Here is a 15613-nt window from a genome sequence, read left to right on the forward strand (position 1 = left end):
ACGCACGCCGCTATCGTGGCGTGGCAAACCCGCGGATGAAGGCCGCTATCAAATTTTCAATCGCGCGGGCTCCATCGTCTTGTATTGCGCCTGATTGAGCACGCAGCAATTGATCAGAAAGACGTTGAAGCAGCAGGGCATCAGCGAGCAGATCGCTGATCTGCTGCGCTGTTTCGGGTTGGCATTGCATCGCGGCATCCACACCCAGCAGTTGCGCGCCGGCCAGCTCGGGATCACCGCCTGCGGCAAGAAGCAGTTCAGTCTCCGTTGTATACAGCCTGTCCTCGTTCTGGGCGGGGCCATACAGCCGCGCAATCAGCAGGAAGTCCGTTGCATCCTTGTTGTTCTCCAGGCCACGGTCCTTCCAGGCGATGAGTTTGAGTACCGCCAGGGCGGGCAAGGAGCAGGTTTTGACCTGTAGGCCTTCTCCCAGATCCACCATGATGGATGAGCGCCAGGCATCGGCAAAGCCGGCCACGTTCAATACGATGTCGTGGCCGGGTGGCCAGGCGATGGCTTGATCTTGCGTGGCCACTCCGCCGAACGGAATGAGATCCAATGGAAGTCCGCTGTGGTGATGCAAACGCTGGGCGACGGCCGGTTCTTCAGCAAAGTGCCCCGATCGCACAAGCTGCTCTTTCAAGCGCCTGAACTGCCCCCAGTCATCGACATACAGTCCCAGATCGACGTCGCGTGTAGCCCGCGCCAGTTTTTGGCCAAACACGTGGGTGAGCAGGATGTCACGCGCCATGGCGCCCCCCACAAAGAACTCCATACCGGAAACAGCGGCGACGTCGCAAACCTGCCGCAATATCTGCTGGAGCAATGCATCGACAGGCCTGTCGGAGCGGACCTTAAGCATTTTCTAGAGTCTTCCACAGCGCGGCGGCTACTTCCTTGCTGCGACCATCCCGGCTTCCCATCAAGTCGGCATAGACCAATAAGGCAGGAGCGACCGCCGTATCGTTTGGCGAATGAGGGCTCCAGAACGCATCCAGTATTTCAACATCTCCTTGCGGATCTGGTCGCAGCCGATGCTCAACGATAAATCGCTGGCGCGGCAGCCAACTGTAGATGGTGGCCTCGATGGGCTGGATATAGCCGTCCATGCGGTGCGCCGCGGCCTCCCCGCCCCACACCGCATCGCCAGGCAACAGTTGAATATCTTGCCAATTCTTGTTGGAAACCATGGCGTATCTTTGTGGCTTGAGCTTGTGCCGCAATGCAACGGGATAGTGCTGCACCCACATGCGCGACAGTTCATCCACCGCCAGCAAACGACGGCGTTCACCACTGCCCGGGCTCAAGTGGCCCAGACGCTGCAGGTCTGCCAGCACCTTTCCGACGGAACCCAGGGCAACGCCTGCATGGACGGCAATATCGCGTTGGGGCTGCGAAACGAGATTCGGCTGCGTCAACAGAGTAAAAATGATGCGCAGTCCATTTGCCGTTCGCAGAGCACTGTGTTCATCGCCGGACGGGCTGGTCTTGGGCCTGGGATTGCCGGAAACAAACACGAAACGGCCAGGCACATCGATGTGTGCATTGCCGGCCATATCGATGAAATTCAAACCCTGCTTTTGGCATTCTTGCGCCAGTTGCTGCGAAACATAAGAGGTGACCAGTAAGGTCCGCTGGGAGATGTCCTGGGCATGTTCACGCAGGAACCGCAACGTTTCCAGCCGCTCCACTTTCCGTTTGACCTCAACGGCAAACACTTCGCTTTCGCCGTTGGAGAGTAGCAATCGCGCCACGGCATCTCCCCAAGGAGCAGTACTCCACTCCAAACTTTCAAGCTCCAGAGCAGCAAGCGCTTGGGTTGCTGCCAATGCCTGTTGAAGAATGTCTTGCTCGTTCATAGATGTCCAATGTTCACGAAACGTGAACAAGAATAATAAATGAACAAGGCTTCAAAGCACAATATTTTTCACGCTGAAATTTGCCACTCGAACCGTGCCGCCCTAGCGCGCTGCGCGCATATCGATCATCGATAAGCTTTGTTGTCGCATTGCCGGGGCTGCCAGAAGATAAGCGCCTATCCGCACTTTTCTTCTGACCACCATGCGCCAACAGCTCGCTTCCTCCCGCTCCATTGCCCGGTCGCTGACCGGCGTGGCCGCCGCCCTCACCCTGCTGGCCGGCACGGCCCATGCCGATGCCACGCTCGACAAGATCAAGCAGCGCGGCAAGGTGACGATCGGCGTGCTGGTCAATGACGGCCCGTTTGGCTCCATCGATCCCAACTCGCAGCAGCTCGTCGGCTGGAACCCTGAACTCGCGCGCGCCGTGGCCAAGGGCCTGGGCGTCGAGGCCGACCTGGTGCAGGTGCAGACCGCGACGCGCGTGCAGTTCCTGCAGGCCGGCAAGGTCGACCTGCTGATTGCCTCGATGGAACTCAACCCCGACCGCGCCGAGATCCTGGGCTACGCACCCACGCCGTTCTACCGCGTCGGCGGCGCGGCGGCGGTGCGCAAGGACAGCGGCATCACGCAGTGGGCCGACCTGCGCGGCAAGCCGGTCTGCGTGTCGCAGGGCAGCAGCTTCGCCAAGCCGCTGGCCGCCGAATACGGCGCGCAGGTCCAGGGCTACAAGAGCTCGTCGGATTCGCTGCTGGCGCTGCGCGGCGGCAATTGCGTCGCGGCGGTGCACGACAGCACGCTGATCCACCCGCTGCTGCGCAGCAACGCCGAGTGGGCGCAGTATGCCGCGCCCATCGCCAGCGAAATCCTGCCCGCGCCCTCGGTGGTCTGGACGCGCAAGGGCGAGGCCGACACCATTGCCGCGGTCGACAAGGTGGTGCAGGAATGGCACCGCAGCGGCTGGCTGATCGCGACCGAGAAACGCGTCGGCATCTCGCCCGCCAATCCGTTCCTGGCCGAGCAGCAGTCGAAGTTCAAGACCGCCGCGCGCTGAAAGCCGCCATGAGCGACAGCCTGTTGTTCCAGGGCGTGCAGGCGCTCAAGGCGCTGGGCCTGAACTACTCCTTCGTGCTGGACGACATGGAGCGCCAGGCGTTTGTGCGCGGGCTGGGCGTGACGCTGCAGCTGTGCCTGCTGACGATCCCCGGCAGCCTTGCCGCGGGCGTGCTGCTGGCCGCGCTGCTGGTCTCGGGCCGTGCCTGGCTGGCGGGCCCGGCGCGGGCTTTCATCGAGGTGACGCGCAACACGCCGACGCTGGTGCAGCTGTACTGCGCCTTCCTGGTGCTGAACATGCTGATCACGCAGCAGCTGCGCGACTGGGGCGCGGGCCCCAACCCGCTCACGCCCTTCCTCTGGGTGGTGGTGGTGGTGTCGCTGCACAAGGGCGTGTTCCACGCCGAGGCGCTGCGCGCGGGCATTGAAAGCGTGCCGGCCACCACGCTCGAAGCCGCGCGTTCGCTGGGCTTCTCGCGGCGCCAGCTGCTGGTGCGCGTGCAGCTGCCGCTGGCCGTGCGCTTCGCGCTGCCGTCGCTCATCAACAACCTCGTCGACCTGGTCAAGATGACGGCCGTGGCTTCGGCCATCGCGGTGGGCGACGTGACCTACCAATCGATCATGATCTGGACGCAGCGCGACAACGTGCTCGAGCTGCTGCTGATCCTGCTGTGGTTCGGCCTGCTGACCTGGCTCGTGAGCCGGGCGGGCCGCTGGCTCGAACAACGCCTGAGGATGCCTGGCTATGGCCAATGATGCGACCCTGCCCCGCGCTGCGCCGCTGCGGCCGTGGCTGCCGCGCGGCGCGCTGGCCGCCGCGCGCAATCCCTGGCTGCTCGCCGGCGTGGCACTGCTGGCGCTGCTGGCTTTCTGGAGCGCCACCGGCACCACGCCCGTGGCCGTGGCGCTGCTGTGGAAATGGCTGCCCTCGCTGCTGCGCGGCCTGCTGGTGAACATCGAGATCAGCGTGCTGGCCGTGGCGCTGGGCACCGTGGTCGGGCTGGTCGTCGGCGCGCTGCTGCTGTCGCCCTCGGTGCTGGTGCGGCGCGTGGCGCAGCTCTACGTCCAGGCGTTTCGCAATGCGCCGGTGCTGGTGCTGATCTATTTCACCACCTATGTGTTTCCGTTCGAAGTGCATATCGTGCAGTGGAGTTTTCCCTTCCCCGACTGGGTCAAGGTGGTGCTGGGCCTGGCGCTGCCGACCAGCGCCAACGTGGCCGAGATCTTTCGCGGCGCGATCCAGTCGATCCCCAACGCGCAGTGGGAGGCGGCGCAGTCGCTGGCCTTCAGGCGCCGCGAGATCTTCCGGCTGATCGTGCTGCCGCAGTGCCTGCGGCGCATGCTGCCGCCCTGGATGAACCTCTACGCCAGCATCACCATGAGCACCTCGCTGGCCTCGCTGGTGGGCGTGCACGACGTGGTGGACATGGCGCAGATCGCCAGCAACACCGTGGTGCGAACCGACTTCACCATCCTCGTCTATTTCACGCTGCTGGCGCTGTTCTTCGCCTACTGCTATCCGATTGCCCGCGCCACGCGCGCCCTGGAGCGACGCCATGAACGCCACTGATTCATTCCTGCGCACGACCGCTGCAAACGCGCACGAGGCGCCGCTGGTGCAGTTGCAGGACGTGCACCTGTCCTTTGGCGACAACGCCGTGCTCCAGGGCATCGATGTCGAGGTCCGGCGCGGTCAGGCGGTATCGATCATCGGGCCCTCGGGCTCGGGCAAGTCGACCATCCTGCGCTGCATCACCGGGCTGCTGCGCCCGCAGGCCGGCGCGATCGGCGTGGGCGGCACGCGCGTCGACCAGCTGCGCACCGAAGCCGAGCTGATCGCCCTGCGCAAGCGCGTGGGTTTCGTGTTCCAGCAGTACAACCTGTTTCCGCATCTCACGGTGCTGCAGAACCTGGTGATCGCGCCGACGCGCGTCGTCGGCCGCAGCCGCGCCGTGGCCGAGCGCGATGCGCGCGCACTGCTCGAGAAGGTGCGGCTCGCCCACAAGGCCGATGCCTATCCCGGCGAACTCTCGGGCGGCCAGCAGCAGCGCGTGGCGATTGCGCGCGCGCTGGCCATGCAGCCCGAGCTGATCCTGTTCGATGAAGTCACCTCGGCGCTCGATCCCGAAACCGTGGGCGAGGTGCTCACCGTGATCCGCGACCTGGTCAAGGAAGGTATGACCTGCGTGCTGGTCACGCACGAGATGCGCTTTGCCGAGGAGATCAGCGACCAGGTCTATTTCACCGAGGCCGGCCGCATCGTCGAGCACGGTCCCGTCGCGCAGATCTTCGGCGCGCCGCGCAGCGAGCGCACGCGCCAGTTCCTGCAGCGCGCGCTCGGCGACGGGCCACGCGTGCGCGTGCCGCCCGCGCCGGACGCCGGCCTGCGCTTCAACCAGCTGCGTTTCGCCCTGTAATTCCCACTCCAGAAGGCCCCCATGAGCACCGATACTTCCCTGTCCGAACAGCGCCGCGCGGCCGTTGCCGCCGCCCTTGCCGATGTGCGCCAGCTGCTGGCCGGCGGCGACCCCGACCGCGCCGCGCTGGCCGCCATCACCGCGCGCCTCGAAGCACTGGCCGCGCACAAAGCGCTGTTCACGCGCGCCGACTTTCCGCCGCCCGAAGCGGGCCAGGGCGTGGGCGCGTCGACGCGCTACCGCCTCAACGCCGCCGATGGCGACGAGGGCCTGGCGCTGTACCTGAACTCCATCCTGCCGGGCAAGACCACGCAGCCGCACAACCACACCACCTGGGCCGTGATCGTGGCCGTCGAAGGCCAGGAACTGAACCGCCTCTACGACCGCACCGATGACGGCAGCAACCCGGCGCAGGCACAGATCCGGCTCGCGCGCGAGTTCACCGTGGAGCCCGGCGCGTCGATCGCGTTCCTGCCCGACGACGTGCACAGCATCCATGTGGTGGGCGAATCGCCGACGCTGCATTTCCATCTCTATGGCAAGCCGCTCGAGCGCCTCACTGGACGCATAGGCATAGACCCGGTCACGGGCGCGGTCACGAACTACAACCGCGCGCACTTCGAACCCAGCAAGGTGGCCGCATGAGCCCGCACGATTCCTCCGCGCGCACCGGCCGCGCCACCCGGCTGCTGCATGCGGGCGCACCCGCGCTGCGCGGCGGCTCGGGACCCGTCAACGTGCCGGTGGTGCGCACCAGCACCGTGCGCTTCGAGAACAGCGCTGCGTATGCCGAGCACCACCACCGCCGCAGCGCGGGCGAACGCCTGGCCACCTACGGCCGGCATGGCCTCGACACCCACCGCGCGCTCGAAGATGCCGTGACCGCGCTCGAAGGCGGGCACCGCGCGTTTCTCACGCCCTCGGGCCTGTCGGCGATCACACTGGTGCTGGTGGCGCTGCTGTCGCCCGGCGACCATGCGCTGGTGGCCGACAGCGTCTACTCGCCGGTGCGCCGCGTCGACGACACGCTGCTGCAGCGCCTGGGCATCACGCTGGAATACTTCTCGCCCTCGCAGGACGATCTCGCGGCGAAGATCCGGCCGAATACCCGGCTGATCTACCTGGAATCGCCCAGCTCGCTGCTCTACGAGGTGCTCGACCTGCCCGCGCTCAGCGCCATTGCGCGCGCGCACGGCATTCCCGTGGCCACCGACAACACCTGGAGCGGCGGCTGGTTCTACCAGCCGCTGGCACTGGGCGCCAACATCTCCATCCATGCCGCGACCAAATACATCTCCGGCCACTCGGATGTGATGCAGGGCATCGTGGTCACCGATTCCGCGGCGCTGTCCGCGAAGATTGCGCTGGCCTACGAAGCGCTGGGCCTCACGGTGGGCGCCGACGACGCCTATCTCGCGCTGCGCGGCGTGCGCACGCTGCCGGTGCGCCTGGCCCAGCACCAGCGCCATGCGACGCAGGTCGCCCAGTGGCTGCTGGCGCAGCCCCAGGTCAGCCGCGTGTTCTATCCCGCGCTGCCTTCCGACCCGGGCCATGCGCTGTGGCAGCGCGACTTCAGCGGCGCGAGCGGCCTGGTGTCGTTTGCATTCGAGGACGGCGTCGATGCGCGCATTGCCGAGGCCTTTGTCGACGCGCTGACGTTCTTCGGCATCGGTGCCTCCTGGGGCGGCTACGAAAGCCTGGCCCTGGTCGCGGCCCCCGAGCGCGTGCGCGAGCACAGCTTCTGGAGCGGCACCCAGCCCGTCGTGCGCCTGCACATCGGGCTGGAGGATCCGCAGGATCTGATTGCGGATCTGCAGCAGGCGTTTGCGCGGGTGGGGCAGCAGCAGGAACTGGCGGAGGCGTGAAAAAGGCTTGTTCATGAGAACGGGCCGTTCATGGTTCGACGCGGCCGCCGAAGGGTGAACGCCCACCGTCCAGTAGCTCCCAAAAACCGAAAACAACAACGGCGCCAAACGGCGCCGTTGTTGTCTGCCATGTCGCGGCGTCCACCCCCTGGCCGCCGCGTTCCCCCATCAACCAGCCACGGGCAGCAACTGGATTCCCGTCGTTCCTTCGCGCTCGAGCTGCGCCACCAGGCCCAGCTCCCAATCCAGGTACTGCTGGAAGCCGGCGTTGCGCAGCCGCAGGTCATGGTGGGCATAGGGGCTGTACCAGTGGTCGTCGTCACCGGTCAGCACGCCTTCGGCGCCCTGCGCCACCGGCAGCCCGGCCGCCACCCAGGCCGGCGTGCCGCCCGCGATCGCACGCACGTCGCGCCCGGTGCGCGCCGCGAGCTCGGCCGCGACGCTGCGCGCCAGCACGCCATCGGGCGAATGCAGCAGCACGGCCTGCGCTTCGGGCAGCTCCGCCACGAAAGCCTCGAGGCGGTCCGGCACCGCGAAGCGCGCGCCCGCGATGTGCTGTTTCTCGAACGCCGCGCGGCGGTCGATGTCAAACACCGCGGCCTTGCCGGCCTGCAGCAGCGCCTGCGCCTGCTGCGGCGACACCAGCGCCGCGGGCGCATGCAGCGCCAGCACGCGCACCGGTTCGGCCCCGGTCTCCAGCGTGGCCAGCGCGGGCGGCGTGAACAGGTACACCTCGTAGCCGCCGAGCTGCGCCAGCCAGGCGCCCGTGGTCAGCGCGCGCACGCCGTCCCAGTCGGCCAGCACGATGCGCGCCCCGCGCGCCGCCGCGTATTCATCGGTGGCCTGCACCAGCTGGCCGCCCGGCGCCCAGCGCCAGCCCGGCAGATGGCCGGCTTCGTATTCCTGCTCGGTGCGTACGTCGAAGCGGTAGAGCGTGCGCTCCTGCGCCTCGGACTCGAAGCGCGCGAGATCCGCCGCGCCGATGCGCTGCACGCCGGCGCGCTGCGCCACCGCGGCCGCACGCGCGCGCGCCTTGTCCAGCGTCTCGGGCGCGGGCTCGGGCAGGGCCGCGCCACGGCCATGCGCCAGCGTGCGGCCCGTGAGCAGCCAGTCCATCGTGCCGTTGCGCAGCGACGCCACGCGGTTCGGAATGCCGGCATCGATCAGCGTCTGCGCGCCGACGATGCTGCGCGTGCGGCCCGCGCAGTTCACCACCACAAACGTTTCGGGATCGGGCGCGATCTCGCCGATGCGGTACACCAGTTCGGCGCCCGGCAGGCTGTGCGCGAACGGCAGGCTGAAGGCCGCGAATTCCTCGGGCGTGCGGCTGTCCACGACCACGATGTTGTCGCCGCGCTCGACGCGCTCCTGCAGCTCGTCGGAGGTGATCCAGGGCGTGTGCTTCTCGTGCTCGATGACTTCGCCGAAGGCCTTGCTCGGCACATTCGTGCCGCTGAAGATCTCGAAGCCCGCGGCGGCCCAGCCGTCGGTGCCGCCTGCGAGCACCGACACATTGCGCCAGCCCAGGCGCGCGAGCTTGGCCGCGGCCTGGTGCGACAGCGACTCGTCGGCATCGACCAGCACGATGCGCGTGCCGCGGCGCGGCACCAGGCGGTCGATCAGCAGCTCCAGGCGCCACAGCGGCGCCGAGGCCGCAAACAGCAGGTGGCGGTGCGCGAACACGCCGGTCTCGCGCACGTCGAGCACGGCAATCTCCTCGCCATCGAACAGCGCGGCCTTGAGCGCCTGGGGCGAGACCAGCGGGTGGCGGATCGAGCGCGGCGGGCCGAAGGTGCGGAAGCTGCCGCCTTCGGGGCTCTCGAACACCACGCGGCCCGGCAGGCGGTCGATGCCCAGGCCGTAGAAATGCAGGTGCAGCCCGGGCTCGTCGCCGATCAGCTCGATGGTGTGCACGTCGGTGGGCGACAGCACCACGGACACGCCCGAAGTCACATCGACGCTGCGCTCGGCCGTGAGCGTGTCGCGCGCGGCATCCTGGGTCTTGTCGCGGCGGAAGAACACATTGCGTTCGTTGCCGGAAATGCCGGCAATGATGGCCCAGGTGGTGTGGTCATGCGGCGGCTGCGACTTGCCCGGCAGGCCCGCCGACAGATACAGCGCATAGCGCCCGCCCGCATCCTCGCTCAGGCGGTATACCTGCGCCGGGTTCTGCGCCGACACCGGAAAGTGCTCGGACGCGAACAGCTCGCGCTGCGTGCCCAGGCGCTCGAGCAGCGTGGCCACGGCGCGCAGTTGTTCGGGCGTGGCGCGCTCGGGGTCGGGCAGCAGGCGGCGCGCCTGGGCCACGAAATCCGCCACGGCAGCGCTGCGCCGGCTGGCGATGTCGCTGCCGCTGAAGTCGAGGGAAACATGGGTCTGGGTCATGGGGGTCTCCGGGAAATTGCCCCCACGTTACGCACCCGCGCGGCCCGGGCCAACGAAGAAAAGCGCAGATCGTTAGCTGAAAAGCTTCGTTCACGCGGCGCGCCGCGGTCCCTAGATTCGGCACATCCTTTCTTTCCTGCCGAGCCGCCATATGACCACCAAACGTTTCTTCCTGCGCACCCTGGCGTCGGCAATCGCACTGACCGCCGCCGGCGGCGCCGCGCTGCATGCCTCCGCGCTGCAGGCCGCGCCCGACACCGCGGCCACCTTCCCCAGCAAGCCCGTGCGCATCATCGTGCCGGTGGCGCCGGGCGGCAGCGCCGACAAGCTCACGCGCACGCTGGGCGAGCGCCTGTCCCAGCTCTGGGGCCAGACCGTGATCGTCGAGAACGTCGCCGGCGCCAGCGGCACCATCGGCGCCGGCAAGGTTGCCAAGGCAGCGCCCGACGGCTACACGCTGCTGCAGCAGGGCGAGGGCCTGATGCTCAACAGCATCCTGTTCCGCGACCTGCCCTACGACACCGCGCGCAGCTTTGCGCCCGTGGTCAAGGCCGTGGTCAACCCCCAGGTGCTGGTGGTGAACCCGGGCACGGGCCTGAACACGCTGGGCGACTACCTGGCGCGCGCCAAGGCCCAGCCCGAAAGCATCAGCCTGGCGCTGCCCGGCAATGGCGGCATCGCCCATGTCGCGCACGAGATCCTGGCCCAGGAGACCGGTGCCAAGGTCAACTACATTCCCTACCCTGGCGGCGGCCCGGCCTCGGTCGATGTGATTGCCGGGCATGCGAATGCGACGCTGATCACGCTGGCCGCGGTGACCGAATACGTGCGCGCCGGCAAGCTGCGCGCGCTGGCCGTGACCACCAGCTACCGTTCGCCCGCACTGCCGAACGTGCCCACCGTGGCCGAAGCCGCCAAGCTGCCGGGCTATTCGGTCGAGAGCTGGCAGGGCTATTTCGCGCCGGCCGGCACGCCGCCGGCCATCGTGCAGAAGATCAACCGCGACATCAACCAGGTGCTGCAGTTGCCCGAGGTGCGCGCCCAGCTCGAGGCCCAGGGCTTCAAGGTCGCGGGCGGCTCGTCGGCCGATCTCGCCAGGAGCCTGCAGACCGAGCAGCCGCGCTACGCGCAGGCGATCAAGACTGCGGGCCTGACCATCCGCTGACCCCGCTCCTGCGCCGCGCGCGGCATCACAATTTCGCCGCGGCCAGCAGCTTCTGCAGGTCCTCGAGCGCCACGGGCTTGAGCAGCCGGGCGTCGAAGCCGGCGAAATCCGGACGGTGGGTGCGCTCGTCTTCGCTGCCATACCCGGTCACGGCCGCGGCATAGATGCTGCTGCCGCCGGGCAGCGCGCGCAAGGCGCGCAGCACGGCCGGGCCATCCATGTCGGGCATGCCGATATCGAGAAACACCGCGCGCGGCTTTTCCCGCAGCGCCGATTCCAGCGCCGTGCGTCCGTCATACGCGGTGCTCACGCGGTAGCCGAGCAGGCGCAGGATTTCCGCGAGGCTGTCCGCGGCATCGCGGTTGTCGTCGACCACCAGCATGCGCACCGCGAGGGTCGCGCCGGCGTCGGAATTCGCATCATCGCCTCCCCCGGTCTTGAGCACCGCGCCCGGCAGCTCGAAGCTGAACACGCTGCCCCGGCCGGTGCCCGGGCTTTTGGCCGAGATCGAGCCGCCATGCATTTCCACCAGCGAGCGCGCCAGCGACAGGCCGATGCCCAGCCCCGACTGGCGCGATGCCGCCAGCCCGTCGCCCTGCGAGAACAGCTCGAAGATGCTCTCCAGCGCCAGCGGTGAAATGCCTTCGCCGTTGTCCGCGACATCGACATGCAGCCGCCCGGCCTCGACGCGCGCCGACAGCGTGATCACGCCGCCCACGGGCGTGAACTTGGTGGCGTTGCTCAGCAGGTTCTGCAGCACCTGCGCCAGCCGCGTCTCGTCGGCATTCACCCACAGGTCCTCGGCCGGCACGTCGAGCTTGAACTGGTGCGAGCGCGCATCCATCGCGGGCCGCGTGGCCTCGATGGCGCGCGACACCACGCGGTTGAAGGAAATCAGTTCCGGCTTGATGCGGATCTTGCCGCTGGTCAGCCGGCCCGCATCGAGCAGGTCGTCGACCAGGCGCGTCAGATGCGACAGCTGGCGGTCGATCATGTCGCGGCTGGTGCGCACCGTCGTGCTCGGCGCCTGCTCGAGCTGCAGGATCGACACCGCATTGCGGATCGGCGCGAGCGGATTGCGCAACTCGTGCGCCAGCATCGCGATGAACTCGTTCATCTGCCGCGACGAGTGTTCGAGATGGCTCAGGCGCCGGCTTTCGGTCATGTCGCGCGTGACCTTGGCAAAGCCCAGGTGGGAGCCGTCGGCGCTCCACATCGGCACCATGACGATATTGGCCCAGAAGGTCGAGCCGTCCTTGCGCACGCGCCAGCCCTCTTCCTCGGTGCGCCCGCGCTGCAGGCAGTCGCGCAGCTCCTGTCCCGGCAGGCCCTGCGCCACATCCTCGCTGCGAAAGAACATGCTGTAGTGCCGGCCCAGCACCTCCGCCGCCTTGTAGCCCTTGATGAGTTCGGCGCCGCTGTTCCAGCTCTGGATCCGGCCCATCGGGTCGAGCATGTAGATCGCATAGTCGCGCACGCCCTCGATCAGCAGCCGAAAGCGCTCCTCGCTCTGGCGCAGCGCCTCCTCCTGCAGGCGCCGCTCGGTCAGGTCGCGTGTGACCTTGCCGAAACCGGTCAGCTGGCCCTGCGGGTCGCGCAGCGCGGTGATGACCACGTTGGCCCAGAACATGCTGCCATCCTTGCGCACGCGCCAGCCTTCTTCCTCGTAGGTGCCGTGCTCCGTGGCCAGCTGCAGCTCATGGTCGGGCCACATCTTCTGCTTTGCGGGTTCGGGATAGAAGATCGAGAAGTGCCGCCCTATGATTTCCTCGGCGGTATAACCCTTGAGCCGCGCCGCGCCCGCATTCCAGGACATGACGATACCGTTTTCGTCAAGCATGAAAATGCCGTAGTCTTGCACTGCCTCCACCAGCAACCGGAAGCGGTCGGCGTTGAATTCATCGGCTTTTTTTTGATGCGCCATGAGATCGTCGTGTGCTTTTTCGGCCGTCCACGGGCACAATGGACGGCAAGTACGTGTAAGGAATATTGTGGACCAGTTGACAGTCTACGTCGTTGATGACTCGAAGGATGCAGCGGATTCCCTTGCGACGCTGCTGGAGCTGCTGGGCCACCGCGCCCGGCCATTCTATGGCGGCGAAGAGGCTCTGGAGCAAGCGCAGCATGAACCGCCGCATTGCGTCATGCTCGACATCAGCATGGCCGGCATGGACGGTCTTGAACTCGCGCGCCGCTTTCGCGAGCAGTTCGGCGACGACGTCATCCTGGTCGCCATCACCGGCTCGCCCGCCGACGATCCGCGCGTCAAGGCCACCTTCGTCACCGTCGACCATTACTTCCAGAAGCCCGTGACGCTGGAGCAGATCCAGAAGCTGTTCCCCGATTGAAGCCGGGCGGCTCGCGCCGCCTCAGGCCTTCGCGTCACGCGCCGGCGGCGCCGGCGTTTGCGCCATCGGGTGCAGGCTGATATCGAGCTGCTTGTGGGCAATGGCGATTCCGGCGGTCTCGAGCGCCTTGAGCAGGCGCGCCAGCAATTCGCTGCGCAGCGTTTCCGCGTTGGCCTGGTCGCGGGCCCAGACCCGCACCACGAATTTCAACCCGCTGTCGCCATAGTTCGTCATCAGCACCACCGGCGCGGGATTCTCGGCCGCGCCCGGTGTCGCGCAGGCCGCCGCCTGCAGCAAGGCAATGACCTGCGCCGGATCCGAGCCGTAGGCCACGTCCACCGGCACCTGCACGCGCTGGCTGCGGTCGTACATGGTCCAGTTCGCGAGATTGCCGGACAGCAGCTGCCCGTTCGGCACCACCACATCCGCGCCATCGAAGGTGCGGATCACGGTGGCGCGCAGGCTGATCTCGCGCACCGTGCCCGAAACGCCCGCCACGTCCACCACATCGCCCGGCTGTATGGGCCGCTCGAACATCAGCACCAGGCCTGAAACGAAGTTGTTGACGACGTTCTGCAGCCCGAAACCGATACCCACGCCCAGCGCGCCGAACACCAGCGTCAGCTGGCTCACCTTGAAGCCTGCGGCCGACAGTGCGATCAGCAACCCCAGCAGCAGCACGCCGTAGTAGCTCAGCGACGAGATGCTGTTGCCCACGCCGCGCGGCAGGCCGGCATGGCCCGTGAGTTCGTCGCGCAAGAGCCGGCGCACGGCACGCGCGGCCCACAGCGCGAGCCAGGCGGAGAACGCGAACGTGAGCAGGTCGCCCAGGTGGATGGACACCTCGCCGGCCTCGATGCCGAATCCCAGCACCTTCGCGCCCATGCTGTGCAGCGGGCGCAGGACGCGGAACCGGTTCATGGTGTAGAGCAGCCAGCCGATGCCCGCCGCCAGCAGCAGCACCCGCGTGCAGGCCGTCTGTATCAGCGCACCATGCGCGCGCACCAGCCGGCGATCCACCAGCTCGGGCTGGTCGAACAAGGCCTGCAGCAGGCCCAGGCAGGCATTCACGCCGGCATAGAGCAGCAGCGCCATGTAGCCGCTGTCAATGACGCCGCTGGTCAGCGTCTCGGCCAGCGACACATTGCCGACGACATTGGCGATGGCAGCCACCACCAGCAAAGCCAGTACGCCCCAGGCCACGCTGCGCACTGACGTCCTGAGCCGCTGGCTGTGGCCCGGGGCCGGCGCCTGCGCGCCCGCGGTACGCTTGAGCAGCCAGAGCGTGAGCACCAATGCCAGGATATTGAGCACCAGCAGGAACAGCCGGTACCAGCCCTTGTCCACCGGCACGGCCACCCCCGCGCGATCGAGCACATACAGCGCGACGGCGACGTAAGGCCAGGCGCCCAGCGCGCGCAGCGTGCCCGGCGGCAGCAGGCGCAGCGCCGGCACCAGCGCCAGCAGCAACACGAATTCCTGCACCAGCAGCGGCGCATCGGCCTCCAGGGCAAGCACCGCCAGCAGCGACAACAGCAGCCAGGCCGATACCGGTCGGCGCAATGCCAGTGCCGCGGCCGGTGACGTGGTTTCCTTGGCATCCCCCACCGGCCGGTTGTGCCGGCTGCGCATGACCAGCCAGATGATCGCCGGCAGCAGCAACAGCTGCACGGCGTGCAGCGCGCGCTGGTTGCCGGTGTTGGCGGCGTTGTAATCGATCGCGAACTGGCGCTCGATATCCAGGCCGAGGTCGAGCTGGCGCTGCGGCGACTGGCTTCCGCTGCCATGCTGCTCCAGACCCTCCCACAGCGCCGGCGCCTCCTCATGCCAGAGCCCCGCGTCGATCTCGGCGATGGTGGACGCCACCTCGTTGTTCCCGGCATCGATGCGCGCCTTGAGCGCGCTGGCGCGCTGCATGAGCGCGAACTGGCGCGACAGCGCCGCGCCCAGGCCGGCTTCGGCGGCGTCGATGCCGCCCAGCATCGCGTCCACGCGCCCGGCCAGCACTGACGGCAGGCCATCGAGCAATCCCTGGGCGCGCGTCGCCGACCATGCGGCACGGCGCTGCGCCAGGTCCAGCGCACTGTCCTCGTAGGGCGCGAAGCTGCGATGTGCCTCGGCCTGCCAGCGTTCATGGCGGCGGATGTCGAATTGCCAATGCCGCGCGAGGCTCTCCAGGCGCATGACTGGCAGCCCGCGCAAGGCCGCTCCCGTGGCGTTGTGCAGCTTGGCATCGACGGGCGCCGCGATTTTGCCCAGCGCCGCCTGCAGGGGCACCACCGGATCGGGAGCAGCCAGCAGGCGCTTGACGCGATCGACGCGCTGCTGGTCCTCCTCGGCGCGCGCCAGGATGTCCGCCAGCGCAATCGGCTGCACCGCGTTGATGGGCACCGCTGCGGGCGCCTTGGCCGGCTCGGCATGGCCCAGCCCACACGCCAGGGCGAGACCGGCGCACCAGACCCACGCGAAAAAGGAAAGCGCAAGACCTTGCATGCCGCTATGGTCGGAGCAATCGCGCCGT

The 15613-nt window shown here is 67.7% G+C and carries 13 protein-coding genes; 8 read left to right on the forward strand and 5 right to left on the reverse strand.

Features of this window, described 5'->3' with window-relative positions; translation table 11 throughout:
• Positions 1-10: 10 nt before the first annotated feature.
• Both HUK68_RS17665 and HUK68_RS17670 read right to left on the reverse strand, forming a co-directional pair.
• Entirely contained in the window at positions 11-862 is an 852-nt protein-coding gene (locus HUK68_RS17665) for a nucleotidyl transferase AbiEii/AbiGii toxin family protein (protein ID WP_175505370.1), read from the reverse strand.
• Positions 855-1859 (reverse strand): type IV toxin-antitoxin system AbiEi family antitoxin, encoded by a 1005-nt coding sequence (locus HUK68_RS17670; protein WP_175505371.1) that lies wholly within the window; start codon positions 1857-1859, stop codon positions 855-857. The genes HUK68_RS17665 and HUK68_RS17670 overlap by 8 nt, the downstream gene beginning before the upstream one ends.
• A 202-nt stretch (positions 1860-2061) precedes the next feature.
• Here HUK68_RS17670 and HUK68_RS17675 point away from each other — a divergent pair, with 202 nt between their 5' ends.
• Genes HUK68_RS17675 through metC form a run of 6 tightly spaced genes read left to right on the forward strand, consistent with a single transcriptional unit; the run spans position 2062 to position 7194 of the window.
• Positions 2062-2913: a transporter substrate-binding domain-containing protein gene (locus HUK68_RS17675; RefSeq protein ID WP_175505372.1), complete on the forward strand. Its 852-nt coding sequence runs from the start codon at positions 2062-2064 to the stop codon at positions 2911-2913.
• An 8-nt stretch (positions 2914-2921) separates the two neighbouring features.
• Positions 2922-3668 carry an amino acid ABC transporter permease gene (locus tag HUK68_RS17680; protein ID WP_175505373.1) on the forward strand — a complete coding sequence of 249 codons (747 nt, stop codon included), beginning with the start codon at positions 2922-2924 and terminating at the stop codon, positions 3666-3668.
• Positions 3658-4482, forward strand: coding sequence for an amino acid ABC transporter permease (locus HUK68_RS17685; RefSeq protein WP_175505374.1), 825 nt, complete (start codon positions 3658-3660; stop codon positions 4480-4482). The genes HUK68_RS17680 and HUK68_RS17685 overlap by 11 nt, the downstream gene beginning before the upstream one ends.
• Positions 4469-5329: an amino acid ABC transporter ATP-binding protein gene (locus HUK68_RS17690; RefSeq protein WP_175505375.1), complete on the forward strand. Its 861-nt coding sequence runs from the start codon at positions 4469-4471 to the stop codon at positions 5327-5329. Before HUK68_RS17685 ends, HUK68_RS17690 begins: the two co-directional genes overlap by 14 nt.
• Before the next feature lie 21 nt (positions 5330-5350).
• Positions 5351-5974, forward strand: a complete 624-nt coding sequence (locus tag HUK68_RS17695) for a cysteine dioxygenase family protein (protein WP_175505376.1) — start codon at positions 5351-5353, stop codon at positions 5972-5974.
• Positions 5971-7194 carry a cystathionine beta-lyase gene (metC, locus tag HUK68_RS17700; protein WP_175505377.1) on the forward strand — a complete coding sequence of 408 codons (1224 nt, stop codon included), beginning with the start codon at positions 5971-5973 and terminating at the stop codon, positions 7192-7194. Before HUK68_RS17695 ends, metC begins: the two co-directional genes overlap by 4 nt.
• 168 nt (positions 7195-7362) lie before the next feature.
• Here metC and HUK68_RS17705 read toward each other — a convergent pair whose 3' ends face one another.
• Positions 7363-9579: a rhodanese-like domain-containing protein gene (locus HUK68_RS17705; protein ID WP_175505378.1), complete on the reverse strand. Its 2217-nt coding sequence runs from the start codon at positions 9577-9579 to the stop codon at positions 7363-7365.
• 151 nt (positions 9580-9730) lie between these two features.
• On the opposite strand from HUK68_RS17705, the gene HUK68_RS17710 reads away from it, so the two are divergent.
• Positions 9731-10744 (forward strand): tripartite tricarboxylate transporter substrate binding protein, encoded by a 1014-nt coding sequence (locus HUK68_RS17710; RefSeq protein ID WP_175505379.1) that lies wholly within the window; start codon positions 9731-9733, stop codon positions 10742-10744.
• Between the two features lie 25 nt (positions 10745-10769).
• On the opposite strand, the gene HUK68_RS17715 is transcribed toward HUK68_RS17710, so the two are convergent.
• Positions 10770-12668 (reverse strand): PAS domain-containing hybrid sensor histidine kinase/response regulator, encoded by a 1899-nt coding sequence (locus HUK68_RS17715; protein ID WP_175505380.1) that lies wholly within the window; start codon positions 12666-12668, stop codon positions 10770-10772.
• Between the two features lie 67 nt (positions 12669-12735).
• On the opposite strand from HUK68_RS17715, the gene HUK68_RS17720 reads away from it, so the two are divergent.
• Positions 12736-13092 carry a response regulator gene (locus HUK68_RS17720; RefSeq protein ID WP_175505381.1) on the forward strand — a complete coding sequence of 119 codons (357 nt, stop codon included), beginning with the start codon at positions 12736-12738 and terminating at the stop codon, positions 13090-13092.
• Positions 13093-13113: 21 nt separating this feature from the next.
• Here HUK68_RS17720 and HUK68_RS17725 read toward each other — a convergent pair whose 3' ends face one another.
• The gene (locus HUK68_RS17725) at positions 13114-15585 is read right to left on the reverse strand and encodes a mechanosensitive ion channel family protein (RefSeq protein WP_175505382.1); all 2472 of its coding nucleotides are present in this window, start codon (positions 15583-15585) and stop codon (positions 13114-13116) included.
• Between the last annotated feature and the right edge of the window lie 28 nt (positions 15586-15613).

This window comes from Comamonas antarctica (genome assembly GCF_013363755.1).
GTDB classification, from domain to species: domain Bacteria; phylum Pseudomonadota; class Gammaproteobacteria; order Burkholderiales; family Burkholderiaceae_C; genus Comamonas; species Comamonas antarctica.